The organism is Fibrobacter sp. UWB5 (genome assembly GCF_002210295.1).
Taxonomy (GTDB): Bacteria; Fibrobacterota; Fibrobacteria; order Fibrobacterales; family Fibrobacteraceae; genus Fibrobacter.
Genome location: NZ_MWQH01000006.1, coordinates 49650 through 76568 on the forward strand (window position 1 = coordinate 49650; position 26919 = coordinate 76568).

Annotated in this window: 19 protein-coding genes and 2 tRNA genes; 8 read left to right on the forward strand and 13 right to left on the reverse strand. The window is 51.5% G+C overall.

Annotated elements, in window-relative coordinates; translation table 11 throughout:
• Positions 1-28 precede the first annotated feature (28 nt).
• The gene (locus tag B7989_RS09635; protein WP_088628297.1) at positions 29-1174 is read left to right on the forward strand and encodes a PHB depolymerase family esterase; all 1146 of its coding nucleotides are present in this window, start codon (positions 29-31) and stop codon (positions 1172-1174) included.
• Positions 1175-1252: 78 nt separating this feature from the next.
• On the forward strand, positions 1253-1750 hold the full coding sequence (gene lptE, locus B7989_RS09640) for an LPS assembly lipoprotein LptE (RefSeq protein WP_233144352.1): 498 nt from the start codon (positions 1253-1255) through the stop codon (positions 1748-1750).
• Positions 1751-1931: 181 nt separating this feature from the next.
• Here the strand turns inward: lptE and B7989_RS09645 are convergent, their stop codons facing one another.
• From B7989_RS09645 to B7989_RS09680, 8 genes are all read right to left on the reverse strand, one after another.
• Entirely contained in the window at positions 1932-2423 is a 492-nt protein-coding gene (locus B7989_RS09645) for an 8-oxo-dGTP diphosphatase (RefSeq protein WP_088628299.1), read from the reverse strand.
• The gene (leuB, locus tag B7989_RS09650) at positions 2423-3514 is read right to left on the reverse strand and encodes a 3-isopropylmalate dehydrogenase (protein ID WP_073321933.1); all 1092 of its coding nucleotides are present in this window, start codon (positions 3512-3514) and stop codon (positions 2423-2425) included. The genes B7989_RS09645 and leuB overlap by 1 nt, the downstream gene beginning before the upstream one ends.
• Positions 3515-3651: 137 nt before the next feature.
• Positions 3652-4896 carry an endo-1,4-beta-xylanase gene (locus tag B7989_RS09655; protein ID WP_088628300.1) on the reverse strand — a complete coding sequence of 415 codons (1245 nt, stop codon included), beginning with the start codon at positions 4894-4896 and terminating at the stop codon, positions 3652-3654.
• A 129-nt stretch (positions 4897-5025) separates the two neighbouring features.
• Positions 5026-6804: a hypothetical protein gene (locus B7989_RS09660; protein ID WP_088628301.1), complete on the reverse strand. Its 1779-nt coding sequence runs from the start codon at positions 6802-6804 to the stop codon at positions 5026-5028.
• A gap of 112 nt (positions 6805-6916) precedes the next feature.
• A complete protein-coding gene (locus B7989_RS09665; RefSeq protein WP_088628302.1) occupies positions 6917-7123 on the reverse strand; it encodes a hypothetical protein in 207 nt (68 codons plus the stop codon).
• Positions 7124-7141: 18 nt separating this feature from the next.
• Positions 7142-8338, reverse strand: a complete 1197-nt coding sequence (locus B7989_RS09670) for a beta-ketoacyl synthase (RefSeq protein ID WP_088628303.1) — start codon at positions 8336-8338, stop codon at positions 7142-7144.
• On the reverse strand, positions 8338-9051 hold the full coding sequence (locus tag B7989_RS09675; protein WP_158212891.1) for a thioesterase II family protein: 714 nt from the start codon (positions 9049-9051) through the stop codon (positions 8338-8340). Before B7989_RS09675 ends, B7989_RS09670 begins: the two co-directional genes overlap by 1 nt.
• A 191-nt stretch (positions 9052-9242) precedes the next feature.
• Entirely contained in the window at positions 9243-10136 is an 894-nt protein-coding gene (locus B7989_RS09680) for a tyrosine recombinase (RefSeq protein ID WP_088628439.1), read from the reverse strand.
• Between the two features lie 93 nt (positions 10137-10229).
• Here B7989_RS09680 and B7989_RS09685 point away from each other — a divergent pair.
• Together B7989_RS09685 and B7989_RS09690 are read left to right on the forward strand one after the other, a co-directional pair.
• A tRNA-Lys gene (locus B7989_RS09685) sits at positions 10230-10302 on the forward strand.
• A gap of 145 nt (positions 10303-10447) precedes the next feature.
• A complete protein-coding gene (locus tag B7989_RS09690) occupies positions 10448-11371 on the forward strand; it encodes a sugar phosphate nucleotidyltransferase (RefSeq protein WP_088628305.1) in 924 nt (307 codons plus the stop codon).
• 74 nt (positions 11372-11445) lie between these two features.
• Here the strand turns inward: B7989_RS09690 and B7989_RS09695 are convergent, their stop codons facing one another.
• Together B7989_RS09695 and B7989_RS09700 are read right to left on the reverse strand one after the other, a co-directional pair.
• On the reverse strand, positions 11446-14076 hold the full coding sequence (locus tag B7989_RS09695; RefSeq protein ID WP_088628306.1) for an FISUMP domain-containing protein: 2631 nt from the start codon (positions 14074-14076) through the stop codon (positions 11446-11448).
• A 173-nt stretch (positions 14077-14249) separates the two neighbouring features.
• A tRNA-Asp gene (locus tag B7989_RS09700) sits at positions 14250-14325 on the reverse strand.
• A gap of 142 nt (positions 14326-14467) precedes the next feature.
• Between B7989_RS09700 and B7989_RS09705 the strand changes: the two genes are divergently transcribed.
• On the forward strand, positions 14468-14845 hold the full coding sequence (locus B7989_RS09705; RefSeq protein WP_088628307.1) for an STAS domain-containing protein: 378 nt from the start codon (positions 14468-14470) through the stop codon (positions 14843-14845).
• 99 nt (positions 14846-14944) lie between these two features.
• Here the strand turns inward: B7989_RS09705 and nifJ are convergent, their stop codons facing one another.
• Positions 14945-18514: a pyruvate:ferredoxin (flavodoxin) oxidoreductase gene (gene nifJ, locus B7989_RS09710; RefSeq protein ID WP_088628308.1), complete on the reverse strand. Its 3570-nt coding sequence runs from the start codon at positions 18512-18514 to the stop codon at positions 14945-14947.
• 178 nt (positions 18515-18692) lie between these two features.
• Between nifJ and B7989_RS09715 the strand changes: the two genes are divergently transcribed.
• Positions 18693-19316, forward strand: coding sequence for a thiamine phosphate synthase (locus B7989_RS09715; RefSeq protein ID WP_088628309.1), 624 nt, complete (start codon positions 18693-18695; stop codon positions 19314-19316).
• Between the two features lie 121 nt (positions 19317-19437).
• Here the strand turns inward: B7989_RS09715 and B7989_RS09720 are convergent, their stop codons facing one another.
• Entirely contained in the window at positions 19438-21240 is a 1803-nt protein-coding gene (locus tag B7989_RS09720; RefSeq protein WP_233144353.1) for a glycoside hydrolase family 43 protein, read from the reverse strand.
• A 262-nt stretch (positions 21241-21502) separates the two neighbouring features.
• Between B7989_RS09720 and B7989_RS09725 the strand changes: the two genes are divergently transcribed.
• Positions 21503-22570 (forward strand): HD domain-containing phosphohydrolase, encoded by a 1068-nt coding sequence (locus B7989_RS09725; protein WP_088628310.1) that lies wholly within the window; start codon positions 21503-21505, stop codon positions 22568-22570.
• A gap of 12 nt (positions 22571-22582) precedes the next feature.
• Positions 22583-26554, forward strand: a complete 3972-nt coding sequence (locus B7989_RS09730; RefSeq protein WP_088628311.1) for a response regulator — start codon at positions 22583-22585, stop codon at positions 26552-26554.
• On the opposite strand, the gene B7989_RS09735 is transcribed toward B7989_RS09730, so the two are convergent.
• On the reverse strand, positions 26551-26790 hold the full coding sequence (locus B7989_RS09735) for a zinc ribbon domain-containing protein (protein ID WP_072797479.1): 240 nt from the start codon (positions 26788-26790) through the stop codon (positions 26551-26553). The genes B7989_RS09730 and B7989_RS09735 overlap by 4 nt on opposite strands.
• Positions 26791-26919: the final 129 nt, after the last annotated feature.

Genomic DNA, 26919 nt, shown 5'->3' on the forward strand with positions numbered 1-26919 from the left:
TAGGTATCATATACATAGGGAGTGAATAATGAAATACTTGTTACCAATTTTGGCAGCAGTGTCGATGTCTTTTGCCCAATGGGGCGGCTGGGGCAACGGTGGTGGTGGAAAATCCATCAATGACTATAAAAAGGTGTCTGTTTCGGGCCGAGATGTCTACGTCTATGCTCCGTCCGGTATCGCCGACAATAGTCCGTTGCTCATGTCGTTCCACGGCATGGACCAGGACCCCAGTTATCAGCAGTCCAATACCCACTGGGAAGCCGTTGCCGATACGGCGGGCTTTGTTGTAGCCTATCCCAAGGGCGCAACGGGTTACAGTACCTGGGATATCGGCGGTGACCAGGATACCAAATGGATTACGCAGATTATCGACCAGTTGGCCAACGACTACAAAATCGACAAAAAGCGCGTGTACATGTCGGGCTTCTCCATGGGCGGTATGCTATCTTACCATGCCATGGGTAAGATAGCCGACAAGATTGCTGCCTTTGCTCCCTGCTCCGGCTACCTGATGATGGGTGCCGGCACGGCTCAGCGTCCAGTGCCTATTTTCCATACTCACGGAACCAGCGACAACGTGGTGGGCTATGATGGTCTCGAAAACAACCTGAAGAATTACCGCGACCAGTTCAAGTGCCCGTCTCAGGCGGAAGTTGAGAGCAACCACCCGAATAGCGAGAACAGGGCTACGCTTTACACTTGGGGCCCCTGCGAAAATGGTATCTATGTGAAGCACCTGAAGCTCGAGGGCCGTCAGCATAGTCCCTCCAAGGCCGATGTTTCCGATATCTGGAACTTCATCAAGCAGTGGGATGTAAACGGCCTTATTAGCGAAAAGCCTGAACCGGAATCCTCTTCTAGCGAAATTGCTTCTTCGTCGTCTGAAGCTCCGAAGTCTTCTAGCAGCGAATCCCATAAGCAGTCGTCTTCTAGCGAAGGAACCGAAGCTTTGGCCTTAGATGCAAGCTTGGCGTCGATCTCTGTCTACAATTCTTCTGACAACAGCATCATGGTTTCGAATGCCCAGGGCAAGTCCATCACGGTGTTCAACAGCCTCGGCCATATCGTCCGTACAACCCGCGGTATCGGGAACGTGCAGAAGGTATATACCGGAGCCAGGGGCGTGTACATAGTGAAGGTCGGTTCCAGGACTTTCAAAACCGCGCTCTAAGAATTTGTGTAATTGATGACTAAAAGGCACTCCCTCTGGGAGTGTTTTTTTTAAATTTGCAGTATGTTTTCAAGGAACGTGTCTCGTATACTTTGTTTAGTCGCGGTCACCCTGTTTGTGGGGCTCCTGAGTGGTTGCTACAGCTTTACGGCATCCACGCTTCCGAGCCATATCAAGACGGTCAAGATTCACGAAGTCGAAGACAAGACTCTTGACCCGGTGCTAGCCAACAACATTCGCGAAGGCGTAGTCGAAATGTTCCGCAAGAATGCTGGCGGCGTGCGTCTTGTAACCGGTGATGCCACGGCAGACTTCGAGATGACTCTCTTGAGCTATACGAACAAGCCTGAAAACTACAACAGCAATAGCGATGTCGAAACCTACCGCGTGACAATCCGCGTGAGTGTCAAGTTCTACGACAACGTGAAGGATAAGGTGATTTACGAATCCAAGTCGCTGAGTGCCGAAGGCACCTACGACGTCCAGGCGAACGAGACCGAAGACCGCCATGGCCAGGCCCGTGCCATCGAAAAACTCCAAGACCTGATTATCACAAATGCATTGGCAAAGTGGTAAAAAAATACACCGCCTTTGAACGAGTCGCTGGCGGTGCTAGGGGTTGGTTTGGAGTATTAATAAAATAGAACTTTTTATGTTAATAGTTCTAAACTATAACGTAAAATATTTTTTCACAAAGACTTACAAACTTTCAACGAGCCCAAATGTAACTTTTTTACCCGTTTTTTAAAGGGCTCAATCAGCCTTGAGTGACATCGCTCACAGTCACGGGTTCCTCGTTCAGCAGGGCTTCGGTCAAGGAGCTGCCCTTGTAGGTCAGCTTGAGCGAAAAGAAAGGCTCGCCCCTTTCAAGTAACGCCAGGAATATCAGGTCGCCGTCCCAGTGGGGGAGTTTGGCCACGTTTTCCTTGGGTACCCATTCGAGCGTGCCTTCGTCGCAGTCCTTGAGCGTGCCGGTAAATTCGGTTGCCGTGAACAGGTGCATGAACTCGGTCTGGTCCATGCCGTCGCTAATGAAGGTGACAATCCCTCTGTACTTCGGGCGAATCAGCGTGAGGCCCGTTTCTTCGAGAGCCTCGCGCTTGATACAGTCCTCGGGAGATTCCCATTCCTCGAACTTGCCGCCAATGCCGATCCACTTGTCCTTGTTGATGTCGTTTTTCTTCTTGACGCGGTGGAGCAGCAAGTACTTGCCGTCTTGTTCGATGTAGCAGAGGGTTGTGTTGAGCATTAACCCAATGCCTTGATGATAGCGTCGCCCATGCCGGTCGTGCCGACCTTGGTGCAGCCTTCCTGGTAGATATCGCCAGTGCGGAAGCCCTGAGCGATGACCTTTTCGCAAGCCGCTTCGATAGCCTTGGCCGCTTCTTCTTCCTTGAAGGTGTAGCGAAGCATCAATGCCACGGAGAGGATCTGGGCGAGCGGGTTAGCGATACCCTTGCCAGCGATGTCCGGAGCGGAACCACCGGCCGGTTCGTACAGACCGAAGCTTCCTTCGGCGATAGAAGCGGACGGGAGGAGGCCCATGGAACCGGTGAGCATTGCGCATTCGTCGGTGAGGATGTCGCCGAAGAGGTTCGGGCAAAGGAGCACGTCGAATTCACGCGGGCGCTTCAGGAGCTGCATGGCTGCGTTATCGACGTAGAGGTGTTCGAGAGTCAGTTCCGGATAGTCCTTGATGACTTCGTTCACGACTTCGCGCCAGAGCACGCTCGTGGTGAGCACGTTGGCCTTGTCGATGGAGGCAACCTTCTTGTTGCGGAGCATGGCGGCGTCGAAAGCGAAGCGGGCAATGCGTTCGACTTCGTAGCGGCTGTACTTCATGGTGTCGAAACCGATTTCTTCCTTGGAGCCCGGAACGCCTTCGCGGCCCTTCGGCTGGCCAAAGTAAACGTCACCCGTCAGTTCGCGGACGGTGAGGATGTTGAAGCCGTCGCCAACGATATCGGCGCGGAGCGGGCATGCGCCAGCGAGTTCCTTATAGACGCGGGCCGGGCGGAGGTTGCAGAAAAGCTTGAAGTGCTTACGGAGCGGGAGGAGTGCACCGCGTTCCGGCTGCAGGTTCGGGGGGAGGTGTTCCCACTTCGGGCCACCCACGGAACCGAAAAGAATACAGTCAGAAGCTTCGCCCAGCTTGAGGGTGCTTTCCGGCAGCGGGGAACCGCTTTCGTCGTATGCGGCACCACCGACGTTTGCCCATTCGGCGTTCACGTCGAAACCGAACTTCTTAGAAACGACGTCCAGCACGCGGACAGCTTCTTTCATCACTTCGGGGCCGATACCGTCGCCCGGAAGCACTGCAATCTTGTAATTCTTGCTCATTGTTATTCCTTGGTTTAAATTTTGACCAAGGCAAAGATAGTAAATGGTGAGAGTCGCGGCAAAACAATTTATTGTTTTGATATGACCGAGCCGCACTATCTGCGCTCTGAAAGAGCGCCAATGTAGAAAAAATGCTTCTATCGTGCAATCAGCACTTGCTTTACTGAGCCGTTCTTCACGGAGCGGAGCATGTAGATACCTTGGTTCTTGATGTCGCTTGTATTCTGGAGCACTGAAACGGCGTCGTCCATGGTGTAGGCGCGCAGGCGGCCGAGGCGGTTGCCGTTCAGGTCAAACACGTCGTATGCCTGAAGGGTATTTGCCTGCAGATGGACTCTGCCATTGATTGCAGTTGTGCTATCTTCCTGAAAATTGAAATACTCCTTGAGCCAGGTCATTGCCGGGCGGTCTATGCCATCCCTGATAATGCCGGAACACCCTTGTTCCCTTGCGTTGCAAGATGCCCATGTCTTGCCGTAGATATAGCCCCAAAGGGTAATGCCAGCAATATGCTCCTCTTCCATGAAGAGGGGGATTTGTTCTGAATAGCATCTTTTCTGAATTTCATCGTCCAAAGTCGCAATATCGTATTCGGTAATGAACAATGAAATCTGCGTACTGTCTATAATTTCTTGTAGGTATTTTTTTAGGATATTGAAGTTGAGACAGTTTGTCGGGCTGGAGCCCATAGCCATTAAATCATGTCCTTTCATTCCGTAGCCGTCGACTGGCGCACCGTTCTTTTTGATGGTATTGATAAGATTTATTCCGACATCTCTTTGCCATTGGAACGTATTGTAGTCGTTGTAAATGAGGATCGCCTTGGGCCAGCGCTCGCGAGCCATCTTGAAGGCCGTAGTGACGAAATTGTAGTCGCCATCGTTGTCACCGCCTAGGGCATCGATAAAGAGATTGCCTCTACCGAATCCAGAGTGGTACTGGTTTGTCGCTGATCGGCCAGCCTCGGTTACCACATCGATCATTTCTAGGTCGGGGTAATGCTCCGCGACAGCATCAAACCAGGCGGTAATGGCATCCTTGGTTTCTTCAACATTAAGTTGACTGACCCAACCTGGGTAGCGTGAGCCCCATACGAGTGTGTTGAACTTGAATAGGACTCCGTTCTCTTTTGCCCAGTTGTAAATCGCATCGCACTTGGAAAAGTCGAATTCGCCACGATTTTTTTCAATTTGAACCCACAGGCATTCGTATTCAGGGGTAATCTGGTTCCAGTATTTCGCGAAATCAGACGGAACTTCGCCATCAACCGGAATGTTGCCGACAAATTTGGCGGCACCGTCGGCCAGGCCGGGGCCGGCAAATACACCCGTAAATGCGTATAAAAGTGCAAGAGCGACAATTTTTAAAATTCGAGAAGTCATAGCTATCCATTATAAACATATATTCCCTTTAGGGATAAATTCCCAGGGCGGCGCCGTTTATCGTGGACAATACGTCAATATGCAAAAAAGGAACCTTGCGGTTCCTTTCTGCTTGTTTTGGCTTTGAAATTATTCGTCGGCAGCGGTGCTCTGGGGCTTAGCGCAGCGGTCCCTAGACCAGTTGGTTTGCTTGAAGCAGGCACTTCTGGTGTAACAACATCCCTCGGCGTTGTTAGTTGTTATTTCGCAATTGCAAGCGATTCCGTCTCCTTCCTTCTCTTCGTCGATAAGTTCACCGTTAGCGCAGACCACCATGAATCCCCCAGTGTGATAAGCCTTGTTAATGCAGGTCTGCAGGGTGTTGTGGCATTTGCCGAAGTAGGTTCCCAAGGCGTTGCACGATACGCGGCGCGTCTCGTTTGTAAGGTCAAACTCGAAAGGCCCCACTCGGTCATTAACGTCTGTGTGGGTATAGTCTTTCCAGTTGTATCCTGTAACGGTCTTCACGGCCATTTTTTCTTCGGGAATCAGGGCCTTCCATTTATTTTTCGTTTCGAAATCCCTGAACGGAGGGTAGGCGGGGTCTTCATCCTTGAGAATTTGTTTGCAACGTTCCTCGTTGTAGCAGGGATTCGGATTGGAGGGAGCTCCCACCATTGGTTCACCCCAGCATGGATCACAATCAGAACATTGGTCTATGTCGCATTCGATTTCCATCTTCTGTGGATCGGTGCCCTCTCTACAAGCGACGGGACATTTGTAATTGTCCTTGTCGAGCGGGTCGAACTTGTTATGGAGCCGTTCCCATTGCCCGTCGACGCACCTGTACATGATGGCGTTGTTGTTGATGTCGTTGTCGCACCTCAGTTCGCCGTTCAGGCACTCGCCGCAGATGGCCTTGTCGGTACGGCACGACTTGTTGCCGCATATGGAAACGGCCTTCTTGGCTTCGCCGGCGACGCACTCGTAGACGGTTCCCTTTCCTTCGTCATCGTTGGTGCATGTGTGTTCGTAGTTCGTGCACTCGCCGCAACCGTTGTCGCGCGGGTCACAGGATTTTCCGTCACAACTTTCATTTACTTTCTTGCCCTTTTCGCAGCGGGTGACCGTCGCCTTGAAGTTCTTGTCCTCGGCACAGGTCTGTACGTCATTGAGGCATTCGCCGCAGTCCGTGCCCTTTTCGTTGCAAGAGACCGTGCCGCACGAGCGGTTCACGACGATTCCCTTCACGCATTCCTTGACAATGCCGATGCTTGCAGGGCTGTCGGAGCATGTACTCTTGTAGCTGTCGTCGCACTCGATTTCAACAGCGTCCTTGTTCGCACATTCCTTGCTCTTGGTGTTGCAGAGAACGCCTTCGTCGCAGGAGACTTCGTCGCAGACGCAAGCCCCGTCTTTTGCCGTACCGCCAGATGCCTTGCACAAGTCGGCGAATGTGGTCGCGGTCGAGGAAGAACTGGCGGTGGAGTCTATGTCAGTTGGTTTGCTCTGGTTGCCGCAGATGCCCGTGATGGTGTTACAGACAGCACCGACGTCGCAGAGCTCGTTTTTACAGGAGCAGGCACCGTCTTTTACCTTGCCGCCGGAAGCCTTGCACAATTCGGTAAATTTATCGAGTTCCGCCTTGGTCATGGACGAGGAACTTGCTTTTTGGCTAGACGAACTTGAGGAACCTGTCGATTCCTTGGTGGCAACGGGAATCCAGTTCGCGTCGTCGCAGTAATACTGGGCGTCTTCTTTTTTGGCGTAGACGGTATCGCCTTGGTTGTCTTCTCCGCAAATTCCGAGTTCGTAAATCGAGTTGACTTCGGTAATCACCTTGCGGCTAGAAGAGTCGTCGTCGCTACAGGCAACGAAAAAAGCGGCTGCAGTGAGTGCAGGAAACAAAAGGAATGAAATTTTTTTCATTTTAGCCTCTGCTTTTATATTTTGTTCAAATATATCTAGAATTTAGCGAGGCGTCAAATCTGTTTACGCCAGAATAAATCGTTTGTTAGGGAGTAAAGTTGAATGGAGTTTGTTAGTCAAGCTTGCTTAAGAGCTCGCCGATAGTGCAATCCAGCGAAAGGTTGAGTGTTTTTCCGGTAGATTCTTCCAAATCGCCGATAATCATCAAAATGTCGAAGGAGTCGATTCCCAACTTAACGACGGGCAAGTCTTCGGTCGGTTCGGCTTGGGGCTTTACATTGTATTTTTCCAAAAGGGCGTTGAATTCAGCAAGCGTCATAGTTTGTTTTCCTTGTTTTTAGATTTTTTCGAGCATCAGGGCGGAATTGTGTCCACCGAAACCGAATGATGCCGTAATTGCGCGGTGAATTTCGCATTTTTGCGTTTCTCGAGGAAGGTTTAGGCCTTCCATCGGTGTTCCGATCATATTTCCGTGAACAATTCCATTCTTGATGGAATAAGCTGTTACGGCAGCCTCCAAAGCGCCGGAAGTACCGATGGCGTGTCCGGTCATGCTCTTGGTGGCGTTCACGAGAATGTGGCCGAGTTCCGAACCGAATACCTCCCGCAAAGCGGTGGCTTCCATCTGGTCATTGACGGGTGTTGCCGTTCCGTGGGCGTTGTAATAGTCGATCGTTTTGCCCTGGACCATGTTTTTGAACATCGATATGACTTGCTCGGGGTTTTCGGGCATTTTTACGATATGATAGGCGTCGCAGCAAGCTTGAAAATCCGTGATTTCGGCATAGATTCTTGCTCCGCGTGCCACGGCCGATTCATATTCTTCGAGAATCAGCACGCAGGCTCCGCCTTCGCTGAACAGGAATCCGCTGCGTTCCTCGGAAAACGGGCGAGGGTAACCATCGGGCGAATGGGTCAAGGCGCCGAGTACGTCAAAGGAACGGAAGAAGAGTTCCGAACTGCAACTCATCTGGTCTGCGCCACCGCAGACGGCCATCTTGGCTTTGCCCATGCAAATGTGTTCGTATGCGGCGCCGATGGCGTCCGTTCCCGATGCGCAGGCGGTCGAAATGACTTGGGAACGCCCGTGAATTCCGAACAGGATTGAAATCCAGGCGGGCACGGCGTTGGCCATCGATTTGGGGTTCGATGACGGATGGAGACGTCGGCCTTCCTTTACCGTGTTGTGGGCCATCAGGATGTCTTCGGCGTCCATCGTGCTTCCGCCGAAGAATACGGCCGTGTCGGGATCGAAGTTGTCTAGCCCGGCGTCTTCCTTGGCCATCAGAGCTGCCACTGCTGCAGTAATTGCATTTCGTGATGCAATCAGGGTCATTTGCCTCAGGTTTGCCTTGTACGGGGAAATGTCCAGTTCGGGATAGGGGACATACCACTTGGAAATGTTCGCTCCGTCGCAGTAACTCGGGTCGGTCTGCTTGATGACGGGCTTCATCGCCATGAGGTTGTCAAAAAATTCCTGCCCTTTTCCCATCGCGACAATGGGGGCGATTCCGGTAATAACGACTCGATGCATTAGTGGGCCTCCCTCGACATTGCTCCGGCGTATTGGTCTAGCAGCGGTGCGATTTGCTCGCTTTGGTTGTTGAAATAGAAATGGCCTCCGTCAAAGACCTTGTCCATGAAAATATTCTGGAAAGTCTTGTCCCAGTCGTTATGGAATTTTGGGTCGACAATCATGTCGTCGGAACCTTGCAACAGCATGCCGCATTTTAGGCGCTTTTCGGGAGTGGTCTTTGTCGGCTGGTACGCTGCTACGGCTTTCATATCGGCCTCAGCAAACCGGTACAGCCTTTCACACATTTTCTTGTTGTCCAGGATTTTTTGAGGCACGCCTCCCAGCTCTTTCGCGAAGGCGTATAAGTCCTTGGGCATTTCGCGGAGCTTGCCTTGGGTGACGGCGTAAGGCGGATTTTGACCGGAAACGACGACTCCTGCCGGAGAATCGCCGAAATCGTTCTGCATGGCCAGTGCGGCTTCGCAGGCGATAAAGGCTCCCATGCTGTGTCCAAAAAGCATGTAGGGGTCGCCTTTGGCCTTGTTTGTCCTGATGTAGTCTACGGCAGCGTCGGTGTATTGCTTGAAATCGGTCGGTGCGCCACTGAATTTGAAACTGTTTCTTGGGTAGTCAAAGAGAAAAATTCGGTCAATATTCCGGTATTCGTATTTTTGTAAAAAGCCGTAATATAAAGAAAACCCCCCGGCATGCGGAAAACAGAACAGTTTCAAAGAGTAGCTCCTTTTACTCAAATGAGACAAACGTTATTTTGTTCAAGAGCAAAGATAGGAAATAATTTGCAAGAAATTGGTAAGTTTGTTGTAACTTTATGTAAATTTATACAAAAAAACAGAACAAACTACTTTGTACAACCTATTAGGCGGGTAAATTAGTCTTATTTAATTCTTGCCCGTGCGGTCGTTTATTTTCCGGCCATTTCTCTGGGGTGGAACTGCCGGTGTTCTTGCTTGATGAATTCCTTGTCGATATGCGTATAGATTTGCGTGGTGCTGATATCGGCATGCCCGAGGAGCTCCTGCAGCACGCGCAGGTCCATGCCTGCCTCCAGGCAGTGCGTTGCAAAACTGTGCCTAAAGGTGTGCGGCGAGACTTGCTTGCTCAGGTGCATCGTATGCTGCTGTACGATTTTCCAGGCTCCCATGCGGGTCATGGGCTTGCCGCGGGAATTCAGGATGATGTTGTCCGTGGTCGGGTGGGTGAGGGGCCTGCCAAGCTCGATCCAGGCTTTCAGATTTTCTTTGGCTTTGCTGCCGAGCGGCACCAGGCGCTGCTTGTTGCCCTTGCCGATCGGCGTGAGCCATTCGTTGTCCAGGTCCAGCTGTGAGAGCTTGATGTTCAAGGTTTCCGAAATGCGGAGCCCGGCACTGTACATGAGCTCGAATAGGGCGGTGTCTCGCAACGGGTTCTTGCCGTTGGCCGCACTTTCAAAAACGCTGTCGATTTCTTCGCGGGTCAGGTACTGCGGCAGGTAATGCCCGAGCTTTGGGCGGTCCAGCATGGATTCCGTACTGAAGTCGTATTCGCCCTGACTCTGCATGTACTTGAGGAACCCGCGCAGGCTCGAAAAGTGTCTTGCGATGGATGTGGGGGAGTATTCCGTCTGTCCGGCGGTGAGCGTCAGGAATTCGTCCAGCTTTTCGGGGGTCAAATCCTTGAGGTCGAGCCCGGTTTCGTCTAGCCAGCCGACAAAGTGCCGCAAGTCTTCCTGATAGCTCTGGATGGTGGCGGGCGAAAGATTGCGTTCCACCCCCAAAAACGCCAAATAGGCATCCATGCGGTTCGAATTGAGGCTCATGAAAAAAATATAGATTTTTTTGAAAAATTGCGTTTTCACCCCTTGACAGCGGCCCATTTTAATTCTATTATTGTGCGCGTCCTAAGCGACTATGGATGATTAGCTCAGTTGGTAGAGCAGCTGACTCTTAATCAGCGGGTCGCAGGTTCGACCCCTGCATCATCCACGAAAGCCTCTCCTCACGGAGAGGTTTTTTCTTTTTTAGGCGGTATGGACTAGTTTACAACATTATTATTATTTTCCCATAACCTTGTTCTATATAAAATGCTATATTGCGAGTGTAAAGTTTTGTTTTTGAGGAATTGGATTTAATGAAGATTGTTCTGCCCGTCGCTGGAAACGGACTGCGTCTGCGGCCTTACACCGAGAATGTGCCGAAGTGCTTGCTGCCTGTTGCCGGTAAGACGATTTTGGATTGGATTGTTGAAGATTCCCTGAGCCTGAAGCCCACGGAAACGATTTTTATTACCGGCTACAAGGCCGAGGCTGTAGACTCTTTTTTGGAAAAGCGCCCTGCTTGGGGTAAAACCCGTGCTGTGGTCCAGTCCAACCCGCAGGGTTTGGGCGAAGCGATCAGCCTCGCACTGCCTTACGTGGATGACGATGAGCCGCTCCTGATTATTCTGGGTGACACCCTTTTTGAAGCGGATCTTTCCATTCTCCATAATGTGGACGAAAATATTCTTTATACCTACAAGGTCGAGGACCCGCGCCGTTTTGGTGTAGCGGTGACCGACAGTACCGGTCGTATTACGCGCTTGGTTGAAAAACCCCAGGAATTCGTGAGTGACGAAGCCATTGTGGGTATCTACTACATCAAGGATACCAAGGTGCTCAAGCAGAGCCTCAAGTACCTGATGGATAACAATATCCGCACCAAGAACGAATTCCAGCTGACGGACGCTCTCCAGATGATGCTCGAAAAGGGCTGCCATTTCCGTACCGCTCCGGTGCAAAAGTGGCTGGACTGCGGCCTGGCCGAAACCCTGCTGGAAACCAACGCCCATGTGCTCAAGCGCATCGACAATTCCGCCTCGGTGAATCTCCCTGGCGTCAAGGTGATTGCTCCGTGCTACATCGGTAAGGACGCTAAGATTACGAATAGCACCATTGGCCCGAACGTGTCGGTAGGCGATGGTTGCGTTGTCGAGAACAGCACCATCAGTAACGCCGTGCTGTGGGATTCCGTCAAGGTGAGCGGCCAGACGCTTGACAACGTGATTCTGCACGAGTAAGCCGATTGGCGTAGGTTTTAAATTTTAAAAGCACCCGTGAGGGTGCTTTTTTATATGTAAACAGTGCAATTAGCCTAGTCTTTTACGCAGCGGACGTTCAGACCGGTTCCCTTGGTAAAGCGGTAGCCTTGAGGTGATCCTGCTACAACTGTATTTCCGCTTATTTCAAAGTGGTGGATGTTGCTGGAGGAGTAATACTCTTCTGGAATCGTTGATACGACATACGCAATATGGGCGTAAGCGGTATCCGCGTTTGTTAGCGAGGAATCTTTGTACCAGAGTCCCGCCATGCGGCGATCGTAATCAAATGTTCCGTTGTCAGTGCGTATACCTGTACCCCTGAGTTTGAATAAACTGATCCTCTCGGTATTATCAGATCCATAGGGATTCTGTTGCCAGTAATCAAGTTCGCGAAATTCGGTGGAATATCTTAAAACATCCAACACGTCGCGATACTCGTAGGCGTCGGGCAGGTGCCAACCCGTAGGGCATGCCTTTTGTGCGTCATTCCAAGTGTAGAGTCTTCCGTAGGTATCGCAATTGCGGTCTATGTTCTGGTAGCACCAGCTATTTGTTGTTTGATAGTTCAAATTTTCGACCATCCAAGTTTGTTCGCCCAGCTGGAGGGTCTTGTAAGTTTGCCCGTCTCGGGTATCCTTTAGCGTGTTGTAGACTGGAGTCCATTCATCACCGGAACAGGTGTATTTGATGTGGTTATATGTGAATGATTCTCCACATGGTGTTCCCTGCATGACTTCGTTTAATGTGGCTCCATTCCACCAATTTGATTTGCAAATATAGTGGCTGCCGTCCAAATTGATTAGTTTGCCTTCGCGTTCAGGGTTGCATAGGCCTTCCTGGATGGCGATATCGCCAACGTATATCCAATAGTATTTAAAATTGGGGACATACTGACATTTATGAATTTTATTCTTGTAAGACGCCAAGGTCCCATTTTGTGCGCTGGTACATGCGGAATCGGTTACCGCGGTTGGCGTTGCCCATTTTTGGTTTGCGCAAAGGTATTGGACGTTCTTGTAAACAGCAATGGCGCTGTCGTTTTCGGTTGTGCATTCACCGAGGCTGTATTGGGCTTCTGTAATGGATTTCCAACTGCCGGAAGCGCATTCGTAGTAACTCGATCCGGACTTGATTCTTTCGCCGTTGTTCTTGGTGGTGCATAGGCCGATGCTCTTTTCAAGGGCGGTCTGTAAGCGCCATGAGCCGTTGTCGCAGACGTAGCCTTTCAATAAGCTGTCCTGGGTTGCCGCGGTGCATGCGGCGTAGTCGTTAATCGTGAGTCTTGTCCAGCTGTATCCGGCGGTGGTTTCCTTGCATTCGTATCCGAGAGAATCCTTGTGCGGGATTTTCCTGACACCGAGGCTATCCTTGCTGCACATTCCGTATACGTAAGAAAGCGAGTCGATCTTTTGCCATTCGTAGTTATTGCAAAGGTAGTAGGCCCTGGGGGTTGTGGTGGTCCTATACATGGATCCGTCGTTTTTCTTGGTGCAGTAGGACATGCTGCTGACCGGAGGAGCCGGAAGTTCGTTCCACTTTTGGTTGAAGCAGGCGTAGGTCTTGGAATTGTAGATGTATTGGGTGTCCTTGAGGGAGTCTGTGCAGGCGCCGTAGTATTCTTCGGCGGTCGCTATACGCCATTCGCCCTTGTCGCAAATGTACGTGCTTTTCAATGTCCCTTGCATTTTGCTGTTGCAAAGTCCGTAGCTGTTTTCGATGTTGGTCGTTTTGCGCCAGGCCTTGTTTTCGCATACGTAATAATTACCGGACACGTTGTAAATGCTGTCCGTCTTGGACGTGTCGCATGCACCGATGATGTATTCAGGATCGGTGGTAGTTGTCCAGGAGTAGTCGTTGCAAAGGTAATACGTGGTATCGTAGTAAGAAGATCTGGGCTTTACGCGTAGAATTTCGCCAAAGCGTTCCTTGCTGCACACGCCCGAATCCAGTTCGATTTGAACCATCTTTTGCCAGGTCGTGCCGCGGCAAATGTAGCTTGTGTCGCCGTAAGTGGCGGTCTTGCCGTTGTTGGCGGAGGTGCATTCGCCCGTGGCTTCAGAAAGGGTCAAAACTTTCCAAAGAGTGCTGTCGCACTTGTAGGTCTTGTTGTCGGTGACCTTTGTCTTGCCGGCAAGAGCCTTGGTGCAAACGCCGAGCTTGGCTTCGATTGCGGTGAGTTCTCGCCAGTTCTCGTTAATGCAGATGTATGCAGCGTTCTTGTAGAAAGTCTCGTTTTCGTTTTTCTGGGTACATTCGGGAACGCTCTTGATTTCTTTGAACCAAACCCCGAATGCGCAGCGGTACAGGCTGGAGTCCTTCACTACGGTTTTCTTTTCGCCGTCGATACAGGTGGAGTCCAGGTCGGCAACCGTTTTTACCATGGTGGTGGAGTCGAAGTAGCTGCTGCTCGAAAGGGCGACTATTTCGTAATCGCTACTGTAGCGGGCAGAAGAACTGTAATACCTGTCGCTAGAGGAACTGTACCTGTCGTAACTGGAGGATTTCCCGTAACTTGAGGAATAGTAGTCGTCGTACAGGTCGGAATAATCCTTGTTGACGTCGTACTCGGAACCGTAACCGCTACACGACGTGACGGCATTCAACCCGGCAAACAGGGCGGCGCATACAAGGGCGGCCTGCAAACGAGAATATAGGGATGTGTTTTTGCGTAAAATTTTGCGCATAGATCCTCCTAGACAAAAAGAATTATAGAATATTTACATTGTCTTTAGGAGGGGGGAGTGGGTGAAAAAAACGCTTGGAAAACGAAAAAGCCTCTCTTTCGAGAGGTGGAATTTGGTTTGCTGAGCTTCGCCCAGCAAACGAAAAAGACACTCTAAAAGAGTGTCTTTTTTCGCGGGATAGACGAGGCTTGAACTCGCAACCTCCGGCGTGACAGGCCGGTGCTCTAACCAAAATTGAGCTACCACCCCAGTGGTTTTGTTTAGCTAGTTTCCTAACCGAACGAGCCAAATATAAAAAGGTTATTTGCGCTTGTCAAGGGATATGGGCGAAAAAACTTGATTTTAATGAAAAAAATGGAGTGCGTATCATCACACGCGGGTATTCAATCTCTTGAAATCGCTGTATGTATTACTTAATATTGTGTTGGTGTTTTTTATTGAGGTGCTTGTCATGTTTGGACATCCAAAATTTGGTGTCGAAGTTTCTGAAAATAACGGAACTTTGACTCTTGCATTACATGGTGTAATCGAATCTTCGACAGCTGATATTTTTGAAGCCGAAATGGCGGCTGCATGTTCCAAAAGCAAGAATCTTGTTGCTGATTTTGACAAGGTCAATTTCATTTCGTCTGCCGGTCTGCGAGTGCTTTTGTCTTCTCAAAAGAAGATGATTGCTGAAAATGGGAAAATTACGCTTATCAATTTGCATGAAAGCGTTCGTGAAGTATTGGAACTGACTGGGTTTACCAGTTTGCTGAATATTGCATAATGATAAATTAATCTCGCGCCCTTTGGTGTCGAAAATTTGAGTATAACAAAACACCCCGCCACTTATCGTGACGGGGCGTTTTAATTGGTTGTTAGCCGATTACAGGCTAATCAGACCTTCCGTATCCTTGGACATGGCGTCGTAGAATGCATAGCGGGCGTCAACTTCCTTCTGGAGGTCGTCGGCGAGCTTCTTGGCCACTTCCGGATTGTTACGGGTGAGCTGCTTGTAGCGGTTTTCGGTGTAGATGTATTCTGCAACCGGAATCGTCGGCTTCTTGGAGTCGAGGATAAGCGGGGCCTTTCCTTCGGCGGCGAGAGCCGGGTTGTAGCGGAGCAGAGTCCAGTAACCGGAATCCACGGCCATCTTCTGGTGCTGAAGCTGGCTGTTGAGATCGAAACCGTGGTTGATGCAGGGGCAGTAGCAGATGATCAGGGACGGACCATTGTGAGCTTCTGCTTCCTGGAGAACCTTCAGGGCCTGAGCATCGTTTGCGCCGAGAGCAATGCGACCGACGTAAACGTTCTTGTAGCTCATGGCGATAAGGCCCAGGTCCTTCTTGCCGGCGCGCTTACCAGCGGCAGCGAAGAGGGCGACTGCGCCACGGTTCGTGGCCTTGGAAGCCTGTCCACCGGTGTTGGAGTACACTTCGGTATCGAGGACGCAGATGTTCACGTTTTCGCCCGTGGCCATCACGTGGTCGAGACCACCGTAACCGATGTCGTATGCCCAACCGTCACCACCGAAGATCCACACGGACTTCTTCACGAGGTAGTCGGCGAATTCGTCGCGGAGGCTTACAGAAGCTTCGTCGGTAGCACCGGCGAGGGCAGCCTTCAGGGCGGCGACGTTTTCACGCTGGGCCTTGATGCCGGCTTCGTCGGACTGGTCCTGGGTCGTGAGCTTTTCCTTGAGTTCGGCAGGAACGTTCACGGCTTCGAGGAGGCTCAAAGCCTGCTTGGCATGCTTCGTGATAGCGAGGCGCATGCCGAGACCGAATTCAGCGTTGTCTTCGAAGAGGCTGTTGGCCCAAGCGGGACCGCGGCCTTCCTTGTTCTTTGCCCACGGAGTGGTCGGGAGGTTACCGCCGTAAATGGAGGAGCAACCCGTAGCGTTGGCAACGACCATGCGGTCGCCGAAGAGCTGAGAAACGAGACGCACGTAAGCGGTTTCGCCGCAGCCTGCGCAAGAGCCGGAGAATTCGAACAGCGGTTCGAGGAGCATTGCCTGCTTGACGAGGTTCTTGTTGACCTTGGTACGGTCGAATTCCGGGAGGTCGACGAAGAAGTCCCAGCACTTGCCTTCCTGAACCTTGATGGGCTCCTGCGGCACCATGTTGATAGCCTTCTTGGTTTCGTCGGTCTTGTCCTTACCGATACAGGCCTGCGTACAGACGCCGCAACCCGTACAGTCGTAGCTGGACACGGAAATAGCGAATACCGGCTTGTCGGAACCCTCCAACTTGAAGCCCTTGGCCGGGGTGTACTTGAAGCCTTCCGGAGCGTTCTTCACGGCAGCTTCGTCCACAACCTTCACGCGGATGGCTGCATGCGGGCAGACCATGGCGCACTTGCCGCACTGCACGCAAGCGTCCGGATTCCAGGACGGGATGTTGAGGGCGAGGTCGCGCTTTTCGTATTTGGTGGTAGCGGTCGGGAACACGCCGTCGCAAGGCATCTTGGAAACGGGGAGGAGTTCGCCGTTGCCCTTGATGATTTCTGCGGTGACTTCGTTCACGAACTTCGGAGCGTTGCCGTGGATCGGAGCGCGGAATTCCTTGGTGCTGGTGACAGTAGCAGGAACCTTGACTTCGAACAGGTTAGCAAGAGAGGCGTCGATAGCGTCCCAGTTCTTCTGGACCACTTCCTGACCCTTCTTGGCGTAGGTCTTTTCGGCATACTTCTTGATGTACTTGATGGCGGTTTCGGCATCGAGCACGTTACCGAGTTTGCTGAAGAAGCAGGTCTGCATCACGGTGTTGATGCGGCGGCCCATGCCGGTCTTCGCGGCAACGGCGTAGGCGTCGATCACATAGACCTTGAGGTGCTTCTTGATGATTTCTTCCTGCACCGGACGCGGGAAGGTATCCCACACGGTGTCGGCGGAGTGCGGGGTATTCACGAGGAAGGTAGCACCATCCTTCGCGTACTTCAGCATGTTCACGGATTCCAGGTGCGGAGTATGGTGGCATGCCACGAAGTCAGCTTCGTTTTCGCCAATCAGGTACGGGGCGTCGATGATGCTCTTACCAAAGCGGAGGTGAGAGGTGGTCATGGAGCCGGACTTCTTGGAGTCGTAAACGAAGTAGCCCTGGGCGTAGTTGTCGGTTTCGTTACCGATAATCTTGATGGAGTTCTTGTTGGCACCCACGGTACCGTCGGAACCCAGACCGAAGAACATGGCCTGGAAGAAGTCGCTTTCCAGCTTGAAGTTCGGGTCGATGGTGAGGCTCGTGTGGCAGACGTCATCGTTGATACCGACGGTGAAGCGTGCCTTCGGGTCGGCCTTGGCGAGTTCGTCGTAGATGGCCTTGACCATGGCCGGGGTGAATTCCTTGGAAGAGAGACCGTAGCGGCCGCCGATCATCTTCGGCATAGCCATCTTGCCAGCCATCACGGCTTCGGAGATAGCGGTCAGGGCGTCCTGGAAGAGCGGTTCGCCAGCGGAACCCGGTTCCTTGCAGCGGTCGAGGACGGCAATCTTCTTGACAGTCTTCGGGAGGGCTGCAACCACGGCTTCCATCGGGAACGGGCGGTACAGGCGGATGTTCACGAGACCGACCTTTTCGCCCTTGGAGTTGAGGTACTTGACGGTGTCACCGATGGTGCAGGTCGAAGAACCCATGGAAATGATCACGCGGTCGGCATCGGGTGCACCGACGTAGTCCACGATGTGGTACTGGCGGCCAGTGTAGCTTGCGACCTTGTCCATGTACTTCTGGACAATTTCCGGAACCTTGGCGTAGAACGGGTTCACCGTTTCGCGGCCCTGGAAGTAGACGTCCGGGTTCTGGGCGGTACCGCGCATAGTCGGGCGGTCCGGAGTGAGGCAGCGTTCGCGGCAAGCCTTCACGTACTTTTCGTCGATGACGTTACGGATAACGCCGTCTTCGAGAGCTTCGATCTTCATCACTTCGTGGGAGGTGCGGAAACCGTCGAAGAAGTGCATAAACGGAACGCGGCTTTCGAGAGTGGAAGCGTGGGCCACGAGAGCGAGGTCCTGGCATTCCTGCACGCAAGAGGAGGCGAGCATGGCAAAGCCGGTCTGGCGGCAGGCCATCACGTCGGAATGGTCACCGAAAATAGAAAGGCCCTGCATGGCAAGGGCACGGGCTGTCACATGGAAGACCGTGGGGGTCAGTTCGCCCGCAATCTTGTACATGTTCGGGATCATCAACAGAAGACCCTGGGAAGCGGTGAAGGTCGTGGTCAAAGCACCGGCCTGCAGAGCACCGTGAACGGTACCGGCAGCGCCACCTTCGGACTGCATTTCAAACACGCGGGGTACCTGACCCCAAATATTCTTCTTGCCTGCAGCACTCCAGTTGTCGGCGTGCTCAGCCATAGGACTAGACGGTGTAATCGGGTAGATAGCCGCAACTTCGCTAACAGCAAACGCTACGCTAGCGGTGGCTTCGTTACCATCACACGCAATCATCTTTTTTGCCATGTGTGTCTCCAATTTTTAGGTTTTTTCGAAAAAATCTGATTTAAGTGCACTTTCGGCCCATTTGAAGCCAAAAGCGAAAAATCCAAGATGAAAAATATAAAGATTAAAGGGAATTGAACAAGGATTTTTTGAAAAATTGCGTAAATCTAGGGGTGTTTCTTTATTGTATATTTGCACCATGCGGCTTTGGCTTACGACATCTCCTGACGATTTTGCTTCGGAATTTGACGATATTGAGCAAATGTTTTCCCGCGGGCTTTCACGACTGATTTTGCAGAAGCGCGGGCGAGGGGGCTCTCCCTATGCCACCGAAAGCGATTACGAGCGCTGGCTTTTGTCGCTCCCGATGGATTGCCGTGACCGCATCTGGGTGCGGGGGACTCCCGATTTGGCGGAGCGCCTGGACGTGCGCGGATGCGTTGCCGAGGCGGGCTCGTTGCTGGGCGATGTTCCCGAAAACTGGAAACGCGTGAATACGGTTGCTTTTTGCCGGAGCTTGGATCAGCTGGAACAGCTGCCGGAATGGGTGTCTGGGGCACTTGTGGGGCCCGTATTTCAGCCTCAGTCGGTGTATGAACCGGTCAAATTTCACGGAATTGAGCCTGTTTTGGGCAAATTAAATGATTTAGCCGGCTCTAAAATCCCGCAGGTGATTGCCTTTGGCGGCATTGACCACGAGACGCTCGATGAAATCAAAAAACTCCCGGTGCAGGGAGTCTCTGTTCTCGGCGGCATTTGGAATTATGCCGACCCGGTGAATGCTTTTATTAAATTAAGTCGTGCAGTAAATGCAAATGTGTAATGTGTGAGGTTTAATTACTCATTTGTACTCTCGCTTCGCTCAAGTACCAAATGCTTGGCTCGGCCATGTTCAAGTAAACTTGACCGAGGCGCTCGCCTTATGCATTTGTCACATCCGTAATCTATCTTTCTATATAAATAGCGTTTCTCGGCTTGTTCTTGAGCTTGTTGCCTAGCAAGTCAAAGTAAACCGGATTACGGTTCAAACGCATGGATTTGCTGTTGTCACGGAACCTTTTAGAAACGATGGTCGTTGTGGTGTCCGGTTCCTTGTAGGGCTTGTCGGGGTCGTCTACGACCATCTTGATTTTGGCTTGGCTCTTGCAGCCGGTCTCGTTCGTATAAACGACGGTGTAGTAACCGCTAAAGTCGCCATCCACATTCTTGAGCGTGTTTTCGCGGGTGGTGGACTTGAATCCGTTCGGGCCTTCCCAGTTCCAGATCTTACCGTCCCACGGGTGCGGGCCAAATGTGACAGAAGCTCCCTTGGCAACCTTCAAGTCAAGCGATTCGTTCCAGCCGTCGTCGCCGACTTTGCTGTACGGGATAATCTTGGTGCCGCTGCACGGGCCTACCACCTTCTTCCCCTCGCACACGCCTATGGAATCGGGAATTTCAATCACCCGCGGTTCAAAGTCCGGAGTGGGGAAGGCCTTCATGAGTTTTGCAGTCTCTTCGGCGGTAACCGGGAGAATGGTTCCGTGGCGGGGCGTGAATGCGCCGCTCGTCTTGGTATCCTGCACGAACTTGAAGTTTTCGAGGTCGGGGCTACTCGTGAACTGGTAATGCCCGTTCATGTAGCAGTCATACATGAGCACCCAGCTGTTCTGGTTGATGAGCTTGAATACGCCCGCGCCCTCCACGGCCTCTGTAGTCTGTTGCAGGGCCTTGCTCGGCTTGCTCCACTGCGAACCGCTGGCGGCTCCACTCTTGGGCATGAGCGAACTTGCGGTCACCTTGCAGATTCCGCCGTCGCCCTCGTTCTTGTAGAAGGCGTGGTAGAACTTGTCTACCGGGTTGTAGACGATGTCCATGTCGATGGTCGATTTTCCGCGGTCAAAGAAATGCTGCGGGTCGCCTTCCAAGTCGGTAAAGTCCTTGTTCGAGTAGGCATAGAAAACCTTGTCGTAGCTGATGGTGCCATCGTTGGTCAACAGCGAAAAATACACGAGCGGGCGACCCTTGGTTCCGTCACCGTTGTCGTAGGTGTCGTCCCAGAATGTTTCGGGGGCCCATACGCGGGTTACGTTCGCAAAATTTTTGCCCTTGTATTTGTCCGGGAAATGCACCGTACTATGCTTCCAGTTAATCAAATCGCGGGACTTCATGAGCACCATGCCGCGGTTGCTTGCCCAGCCTTCGGCGCTCTTCATGTCGGTATTCACCATGTAGAACCAGCCATCGGGTGCGCGCAGCACGTGCGGGTCGCGGAGCCCCTTCTTGATGCTAACCGTGTCGGCGGCCACCACACGTTTTCCGTTGTTCATGGCGGTAAAGCTGTAGCCGTCGTTGCTCAGTGCGTAATAGATGTTTTCGTTGTCATTGGCTGGAAAATACGCAAAAAGGTAGTTAGAGTAGGGTTCGTACCCGTGGATGGAAACCTTTAAAGACACGTCCTGCGTCTTTGCTCTCATGTCGTCATGGACGGTCGCCGTGAGGGTCACTTCTTTGTTTTCACCCACAAACCTGCCGTTGATATGGCCGTCGTGGCCCAAAAATAGCGTGTCGCTGCTTTCCCAGGTGATGGGGAAGATTTCTCCGGCAAGCTTTATGGTGTCGAGGAGGGAGAGGTCGGTATACAGGTCGTTGGCCGAGTTGCCAAAACTCTTGCTTACGCTGTCGACAGCGCGCCAGAAGGGGGCGACATCGACTTGTGCAAAAGACACTCCTGCTAAAGCGATTGCCAGCGGTATAATTTGCTTCATCTCAAAAAATCTCCAAACCTGTAAAAGTATAGGCTAATGACCATCCATAAATATAATTCCACTTTTAGAGGGCGTTTTGTCAATTTTAATAAGAATGTTGACTTTTTTTCCATGGTCCTTTTGTACATTATATCACATGTTGTAAGGGGGAAAACATATAAAAATGTTGCAAAAGGGCTTTTTCTCAAAAAAAATGGCATATTCCAAGTTGGAATAAGTTGAGTTGGTCTATTTGGACCACTAAACATTATATTAGGGTTATATGGAACGGAAGCGCGCAAAGATTTTGGTAATTGACGACACGAAGACGAATATTGAGGTGCTCGAGGGAATTTTGTCCAGCGAGTACGACGTTTTTGTGGCCTTAGATGGCAAAAAAGGCCTTGTTTTGACCGAAAAAGTCAAACCGGACCTGATTCTGCTCGACGTGATGATGCCAGAAATGGATGGCTACGAAACGCTCCGCCAGATGAACGAAAAGAATCTGGTCGAAAATACGCCGGTGTTGTTCCTGACAGCAAAAGCCGATTCCAAGAGTGAACAGACTGGCCTGGACCTCGGGGCCGTCGATTATATTACCAAGCCGTTCCATCCGAATTTGGTGCAGCTCCGAATCAAGAATCAATTGGAATTCAAGCACCAGCGCGATCATTTGCAAGAACTGGTCGAAGAAAAGACCCTAGATTTGCGTAAAACCCTCAAGGTCATGCTGACGAGCCTCGGTGCGCTTGCCGAATACCGCGACCCCGAAACGGGTGCCCATATTAAGCGTACGCAGGTGCTGGTGCAGATGCTTGCCGAAACCCTTCGCGAACATCCGCGTTTTAAAGAGGCGATTCCGAATAACGAATATATCGATTATTATGCGACAGCCGCTCCGCTCCACGACATTGGCAAAGTCGGCATTCCCGACGAAATTTTGCGTAAACCGGCTCGTTTGAACGACGAAGAATGGGCGATTATGAGTACGCATGCGCAAAAGGGTTACGATGTGCTGGTGAATGCCACGCATGAACTCAAGGACCATCCGCTGGTCAAGATTTGTGCCGATATCATCTTGAATCACCACGAACGCTTTGATGGAACGGGTTACCCGAACAAACTCAAGGGTGACGATATCCCGGTGGGGGCGCGCCTGATGTCGGTGGCAGACGTGTACGATGCGCTGGTCTCAAAGCGCCCGTACAAGGAAGCCTACCCGCACGATGTGGCGGTTAAGGAAATTTTGGCCGGTAAGGGGACTCAATTCGACCCCGATGTTGTCGATGCCTTTATGTCGCTGGAATCCAAATTGCCCGAGATTTACGATCATTTTAAGGAAAATCCTTAAAAAGGAGTCGTCTTGTCCCGTAACCCGCTGAACGCCCAACGTCGCCGTTTAAGAAACCGCATTTCCGTGGTTTATATGCTGCCGACATTGCTTGCGGCTGTGGCGATGGTCTTTATCTTTTCGCATGCGGTGCGTGCCATGCTGGTGGATTCTGCTGTCGCGAATACCGAGACGGCATTGCGCGAACGCGTGCAGACCGAAGTCGAAGCCTTCTTGAAGCTGCGCGAAGAAAAGTTCCTGGCTACGGTAAAGCGCGTACAAGGGGTAACGAAAGAAAAGTCAATCAGACCGATTTTGTACAAGCAGACCCAAAGTGCAGAAGGCATTGTTGACGTTTACTATGGAACGACTGTAGGCGACTTTATTTCGGGCCGAGGCATTAAGCTTGAAAGCGACCAGACGGAATTCCGCACCAAGGGCTGGTATCTGGAGGCTTCCCGCAAAAGGGGCCTTGCCTATACGGGCCCGACCATTCGAAAAAGCCTGAACCGTCAGGTGCTTTCGCTTTCTTATCCGATTTGGGACAATGACCACAAATTCAAGGGAGCCGTCGGCGAAGATATCAATCTTCACAAGGTGCGCCTGACCTTAGGTGCGCTTGCCAAGGAAGAAGGCGGCGTAACCATGCTGGTGGGCAGCGAAAACGACAATGTGTTCACCTATTTCCCGTACGAAACGAACCGCGGTAAAGTCCTGCAGGACAGTGTCGAGGATCTATTGCAGTTGGTGTCCGACAAATTCAGTTCTGATACGTTGATGGACGGACGCATTTTACGCTTTGAAAAGACGAATGAACACCACCAGCAATTGATTTTTATGGTGACGCCCTTGAATCAGTTGCCGTTCTACTTGGTTCATGTAAGTCAGCATAACAAGATTGCCGCCAGTATTGACAATAACTCTTCGACGGTTCTTGGCGTTGTTGCCTTATTTGTCTTTGTGTTGATTGCGCTTGCGGCCATCGCTTCGCACTTGTTGTTCCGCCGCTACATTCAGCGGGACTTGAACGATAGCGTGAATTCCAGTACGCTTTTCGATACGCTCTTGTGGAAAGGCGACAACTTTACCATCATTCTTACCAACGAAAACTTCGACATTCTGCATGCGAGCGCCTATGTGGTTGATTTCTTGAACAATGGCGAAGACATGAAAGAAGAAAGCCTGTTCAAGTTCTTCCCCTCGGATGCTTTCAAGAAATTCGCGCACCGTGTGGCCATGGGCGGGCAGATGCTTGCCAGCGAGCGCAAGACGATTGTGCGTGTACAGAATGCTGCCGGGGAAGTCGCATGGTGGGGCATGTCGTTCCAGGCGCTTGTCGAAGACAATGGTGCAACGCGATTCCTGATCATGATCAACGATGAAACGAGCGGAATCCAGAAAGATACGATTCTGGATACGATCATGCTTTCGGGCGATCATTCGATCCTGATTATTTTCGACAAGAACCTGCATATTAAATATATGTCACGCCAACTGGCGGAATTCTTGGGCAAGGAATGGCGCTCGTTTGTCGGAATTTCGATTAATGAATTAAAGGACATGGGCCTCCCGGAATCGATGATCGATGCGATGATCAAGTCTTACCAGAATGACGAAGTCTGGAAAGATTCCTTGATGCTCAAGCCCGAAAACGGCACCGAAGAAACCTGGTTCCGCGGCGAAGGCTGCACGCTGAAGGTTCAGGAAACGGTGGTGGGCTACATGCTTTCGATGATCGATATTTCGGAAGTGGTGGCCGCCCGCGAAATTGCGGAACAGGCGACTCAGGCCAAGAGCGAATTCCTCGCCAACATGAGTCATGAAATCCGCACGCCGATGAACGCCATTATCGGTATGGCGCACTTGATTTCGGAAACGAACCTGGATAACCACCAGCGCGGTTTTGTGGACCGCATTGGGCATGCCGCCAAGTCCTTGCTCGGAATTATTAACAATATTCTTGACTTCTCGAAGATCGAGGCGAAAAAGCAGGACTTGGAAATCACGCAGCTTGTGCTGCAAGATGTCATTGACGAGGTGGCGGCGCTTGCCGAGGTGCGTATCGCTGGCCGCCCGATAGAACTGATTGTCGATATCGATCCGGATATTCCTGAAATCTTGATGGGTGACCCGCTTCGACTTTCTCAGATTTTCACGAACCTGATCAACAATGCGACCAAGTTTACCGAAAAGGGTGACATTACCCTGAGCGTCAAACTGTTGCAGCAGGCGAACAACATGGTCAAGCTGTATATCTGTGTCAAGGATACGGGTATCGGCATGACGCCGGAACAGGTGTCGCGCCTGTTCAATGCCTTTACGCAGGCAGACGGTTCTACCACGCGCAAGTACGGCGGCACGGGTCTCGGACTTGTGATTTCCAAGTCGCTGGTGGAACTCATGGGCGGGCAACTCCAGGTTTCAAGTGAATCGGGCGTTGGTTCGCAGTTCTTCTTTACCATCTCGCTCCCGATTGCACCGCAGGCGGGCGAGGAGCCCAAGTGGAAAAACGAAGATCGCTTTACCAATAAGAATGTGCTTTTGGTAGATGACTGCGCGAATCTACGCGTTATTTTAAGACATTACCTGAACAAGTTGCGTTGCGTGGTCGAAGAGGCGAGTTCCGTAGACGAAGCCCTGGACTTGATTCAGGCGCACGAAGAAGCGGGCGAGGCCCCGTACGATTTGTTCCTGGTCGATTACAGCATGCCGATTTTGAACGGATTTGACTTTGTGCATGGCTTGACTGATAACATGAAGTCGATTCCGAAGGTGTTGATGCACCCGATTCATTTCGACGAAAACGAACTGAATACGGCCAAGAGTCTGGGCTTTAACAGCAACGTGTCTAAGCCGCTCCAGATTAGCACGCTCCTGAGCGCCCTGCAAGAAGCGTTCGGTTACCCGCTGACCTACAAGAAGGTCGAAAAGAAGGAAAAGGGCAAGATTTACTTTAAGGAAGCGAAGATCCTGCTGGTCGAAGATAACCAGATGAACCAGGAATTGGCTGTTTCGCTCTTGAATAGCGTTGGCCTTACCGCGATGATTGCGAATAACGGTAAAGAAGCGCTCGACATGCTCAAGAAAGACGCTTTCGACATGGTGCTCATGGATATCCAGATGCCGATTATGGATGGCCTTACCGCCACTAGGGAAATCCGTGCCCGCGAAGATGAATACTTCAAGAAGGTGCCGATTCTGGCCATGAGTGCCCGCGCTTTCCAGAAAGATACCGAAGAATGCCTTGAAGCGGGCATGAACGCGCACATTGTAAAGCCGATTGATCCGACGGTCTTGTACGAAGAAATGGCGAAGTTCTTGCCGGTGGCCGCTGAAACGCCGCATGCAAGCAACGGGCATGATTCCGACCTGTCGCAAGACGACAAGAATTTCATCTCTTATTTCCAGAAAGTGCGCGACTTTGATGCGGAATCGGGCCTTTACCATGCCAACAATAACCGCAACATGTACCTCAAGATTTTGCAGGGATTTGTGCGCGACTATGGCGGAAATTCGTTCAACCTGCGCTCGCTTATCGAAGAATTCCATTACGAAGAAGCGACCCGCATTGTGCATACCATCAAGGGTCTTTGCGGAACGATTGGATCTACCCATGTGCAGAATCTGGCGGCCTCGCTCGAAGCGGAACTCGAACAGAAACAGTGTAATTTTGGCAATTACAACGTATTTGAAGAAAAACTGCATGCGCTCATTGAAGACTTGCAGATTGTGCTGACTGACATTGCCTCGGAACAGAATGCGACCGTGCAAAAGTCGCATGACCCCGAAGCCGCACAAAAGCTCATGGCTGCGGTCAAGGCGCTGAAGGATGCGGTGGATACTTGTTCTTCGACCCAGTGCAAGCGCATTCTCGACGGTATCGAGAATATTGCGTTTGAGCCGAACCAGGAAGTTCTGCTCCACAAGTTGAAGGAACTGTTGGACGATTACGACTTTAGCGAAGCGTCCGAAATTCTGGACTCTCTCGAAAAGACTCTAGTCTAGTGCAGGACCATCGCCGCGATAAACGCGAGCGCGACGATTACTGCCGCCGCTATGGCGAGCGGGTTCGCCTTGTTCTTCTTTTCGCCGAATTCATTCTCGACAATTTCGTCGTAATCCGGAGTCTCGAGGTCGGTAAATTCCGCGCCCTCGGACCAGCCGGTATTCTTGTCGCTCCCGCAATGCGGGCAGAACGTGGCGTTATCTTTAATTTCTGAATGGCAATGAGGACAGAGCATGGCTGTAATATAATAAAAACCGCCAGGCGATTGCCTAGCGGTCTTTAAGCTTTTTACGCTACGCGGCAAAGCCGCATTTCATCCGTGAGCAACAAAGCCCTCGGGTGTTAACCGAGGGCGGTTGCGAGA